Source organism: Micromonospora sp. NPDC047753, assembly GCF_040642735.1.
GTDB lineage: Bacteria > Actinomycetota > Actinomycetes > Mycobacteriales > Micromonosporaceae > Micromonospora.
Map to the genome: position 1 here is coordinate 1 of NZ_JBEYSL010000601.1, position 3,622 is coordinate 3,622.

General features: G+C 73.0%; 1 protein-coding gene and 3 pseudogenes. 1 reads left to right on the top strand and 3 read right to left on the bottom strand.

Annotated features, from left to right (window positions below; translation table 11 throughout):
* Nucleotides 1-324: pseudogene (locus tag ABZ749_RS31645) on the bottom strand (spermidine synthase); the annotation flags it as partial.
* 129 nt (nucleotides 325-453) lie between these two features.
* Here ABZ749_RS31645 and eccB point away from each other — a divergent pair.
* Nucleotides 454-1,560 (top strand): annotated as a pseudogene (gene eccB, locus ABZ749_RS31650) (type VII secretion protein EccB); the annotation flags it as partial.
* Nucleotides 1,561-1,886: 326 nt separating this feature from the next.
* On the opposite strand, the gene ABZ749_RS31655 reads toward eccB, so the two are convergent.
* Together ABZ749_RS31655 and ABZ749_RS31660 are read right to left on the bottom strand one after the other, a co-directional pair.
* Nucleotides 1,887-3,173 carry a selenium-binding protein SBP56-related protein gene (locus ABZ749_RS31655; protein ID WP_357234260.1) on the bottom strand — a complete coding sequence of 429 codons (1,287 nt, stop codon included), beginning with the start codon at nucleotides 3,171-3,173 and terminating at the stop codon, nucleotides 1,887-1,889.
* A 136-nt stretch (nucleotides 3,174-3,309) separates the two neighbouring features.
* A pseudogene (locus tag ABZ749_RS31660) lies at nucleotides 3,310-3,622 on the bottom strand (ABC transporter ATP-binding protein); the annotation flags it as partial.

Consider the following 3,622-nt stretch of genomic DNA (forward strand, 5'->3'; position numbering starts at 1 on the left):
CCCTCGTTGGTGCCAGTCGATCACGTCCTCGATCGCCTCCACCACGAACAGTGAGCGCACCCGGGGGTCGCCCAGCGCCGCGCAGGCGGTGTAGCCCAGCCCGAGGCCGCCCACCACCACGTCGAGCGAATCACCGGCCACCTCGGCGAGACCGAGCCGGGCCAGCTCGATCTCCGCGACCGGGAAGAGGCTGGACATCAGGTACTCGTCGTCGAGCTTGACCTCGTACACCTCGACCTGGAGTGCCGGGTCCCGGCGTCGGCGCAGGCTGATCGCGCCGATCGGCGTCTCCCGCCAGGCCAGCTCTTCGAAACGCGCGCCCACGGGTGCCCCCTCGTCGCCGGATTCGTCCACGGATGGTAGCGGTTGCCCCGCGACGGGCGGCCACGCAGGGTCCACGGGACATTGACGCAGCGCATATCCTGTGCCCGGCCGATCCACCGGAGGGGACTCATGCCGTCGCGGCAGGACCAGCTGCACTCCTACCAGTTCAGCGTCCAGCGTGCGGTCGCCGCCCTGGTCATGCGGGAGACCGACCCCGCGCAGTCGCCGTTTCGGCGGCTGGCCGGCGCCGGCTTGGCCAGCGTCCTGGTCGCGGCGATCGGGCTCGGTGGCTTCGCCCTCTACGGCCTGTTCGCCGGCGGCGGCAAGGGCTGGCGGGACCCGGGTGCGGTGATCGTGGAGAAGGAGTCCGGCGCCCGGTTCGTCTACCGCGAGCAGAAGCTGCACCCGGTGCTCAACTACGCCTCGGCGCTGCTCATCGTCGGTGCGGACCGCTCGAAGACCGTCCTGGTGTCCCGACGCACGATCGACGGAGTGCCGCGCGGGCTGCCGTTGGGCATCGCCGACGCACCCGACTCGCTGCCCGCCCCGGGCCGGCTGGCCGCCACGGCGTGGACGGTCTGCTCGACCGTCCCGGCCGGCACGGGCGTCGAGGCGCCCCGCTCCGCGTTGCTGATCGGCACCGAGCCCGACGGCGGTCGGCCGTTGGGCGACGACGCGCTGCTCCTGCGCCACCCCGACGGCGGGCTGCACCTGGTCTGGCATCAGCGCCGCTACCTCGTCCGTGATCCGAGCCGGGTGCTGGCGGCGCTCGCCACCACCCGAGCCCAGGCGGTCGGGGTCGCGCCGGCACTGCTCAACTCGCTGCCCGCCGGCACCGACCTCGCCCCACTCGATCTGCCCGCGTTGGGTCGGCCCGCCACCCGGGTGCCGGGTGCCGCGATCGGCACTGTCTACCTGGTGAGCAACTCCGGCGGCGGTCGGCAGTACGCGGTGGCGCTCGACGCCGGCCTGGCCGGCATCACCGAGTTGCAGGCGGGGTTGCTGCTGGCCCGCACCGGGCAGGTGGCACCGGTGCCGATGACGTTGGGCCGGTTCGCCGCGCTGCCCACGGTGCCTGATCTCACGCCGACCGGCCCGAACGCCCCGCCACCGACCCCGCCCCGGCTCGCGGCCGGCGACGGCGGGGCGCTCTGCACGCGCATCGGTGACGACGGCGGGGTTGGTGAGATGCGGTGGGGCGTACCGCTGCGGGACCTGACGGCCGTGCCCCGTACGGCGCGGACCGGCGGCGGCCGACAGCCGCATCCCCGCCCAGCGGAAGTGCCGCTCGGAGAGCAGCCGCCACAGCCCGAAGGCCACCAGCACCACACCGCCGACCACCGCGAGGGTGCTGCTCGCCGTCACCGACCGGGTCGCGGTGACCAACGCGGCGACGATGGCCACCGAGGCGAGATGCCCCGCCGCGATCGGCGGCAGGGCGCGCAGCAGCGCCAGCCGGCTGCGCTCCTGGAGGCCCCGCGCCACGGCGAACAGCCAACCCATCGCCGGGTTCAGACCATGGAACGCGCCGAGCGCGGCGAGCGTCGCGAGGGTGGTGACGGTCATGGATAGCAGTACGAGTCGGAGGAGGCGTCCCCGCCCTGCAACCGGGTCTGGTGCACCCGCAGGCCCCGGAACTCATCCCCGTTCGGAAAGAACCGCTCATCGAGGGCGAGTCCACCGGCGTCCACGTCGACGTCGAGCTTGGCCAGCCAGGCACCCACCCCGTCGGGGTAGAACTGGTCGTCCCACGCGCCGTAGAGCGAATTGCTGACGTAGACCCGCCGGCCGTCCCGGCTGACCTCCACCATCTGCGGGCCACCGGCCAACGCCTCGTCGGGTGCGGACGGGTGCGCGGTGCGGCGGACGATCCCGCCGAGGTGCACCGAGCCCGTCTGGACCGGGTGCAGCGGGTCGCTGACGTCGTACTGGCGCAGCTCCCCGGTGCCCCAGCAGGAGACGTAGAGGAACTTGTCGTCGACCGACAGGTCGATGTCGGTCACCAGCGGCGGCACCGCCCCGAACGGTTTGAGCAGGTCGGGCAGGTTCGCCGGGTCGGCCGGCTCGGCCGGGATGTCGATGACCCTGGTGACCGCCCAGGCGTCCCCGTCGCGGTGCCAGAGCCAGATCGAGGCGGACAGGTCCTCGACGCTGATCACCACGCCGACGAACCCGTACGACTTCGTCGGATCGTGTGCCGGCCGCAGCTCCAGCGGCATCTGGTACTGGTCGCCGAGATCGACCCGTTGGACGTGCCGGCGTTTCGCCAGATCCCAGAAGTGGATGGCGTGCCCGTAGCGTCGACCCAGCAGCAGCTCACCGATGATGCCGTCCTCGATCATCGGCGGGGTGCCCCACTCGCTGGTGACCAGCACGTCCTGGGTCAGGTGCCACCACACGTCGTACGCCAGGAACTGCGGCCCCCGGTCGGCCTCCCACGCCCCGCGGACCTCGAACGTGGTGTGGTCGAGAATGGCGATGCCACCCGGGCCCTCCGCGCCGTCCGCGCCGCCGAGAGCGGAGAGGTAGATGCCGTCCGGGCCACAGTGCACGGTGTGCGGCCGTGAGTAGCCGGCCCGCTTCGCCAGCTCGTCGGCCCCGATCACCTTGACGATCTGCGGCTGGCGCGGATCCGGCTGGGTGTCGAGCACGTGGATGCGCGACGACCGCAGGCCGGGGACGATCAGGTAGCGCCGCTCGACGTGCGGGTGCGGCGCGGTCGGGCAGAGCGCGCTGCTGCACGCGTTCCAGCCGAAGTGGTGCAGCTCGTCACCCACGTACGGCAGGTCGGTCCAGCCGACGACCCGGCCGTAGTCGGGGGAGTCGGGGGAGTCGGTGTCCAGCACCACGATGGCGTCCGGACGACTGGCCGTCCGGTCGAAGCCGCCACGTAGGCGAGCTTCTCCGCCGGTGCGGTCACCGCCTCGCGGGGCGAGGGGTAGAACGTGGGGTCGGGGGTCCAGCGGGTCATCGCAGCTCCGCTCGTCAGGTGGTGGGAACGCCGAGTCGGTCGAGCAGGTGGCGGCGCAGCGCGCCGAAGGCCGGATCGTCCGGCGTGCGGGTGGGGCCGAGGTCGACGGGCAGTTCCGCGGCGATGCGGCCCTCGTCCAGGAGAAGGATCCGGTCGGCGAGCAGCAGCGCCTCCTCCACGTCGTGGGTGACCAGCAGGGCGGCGAAGCCGTGCTCGGCGCGCAGCCGGCGCAGCAGGATCTGCATCCGCAGGCGGGTCAGCGCGTCCAGGGCGCCGAACGGCTCGTCGAGCAGCAGCAGGTCCGGCTCGCGGACCAGGGCCCGCGCC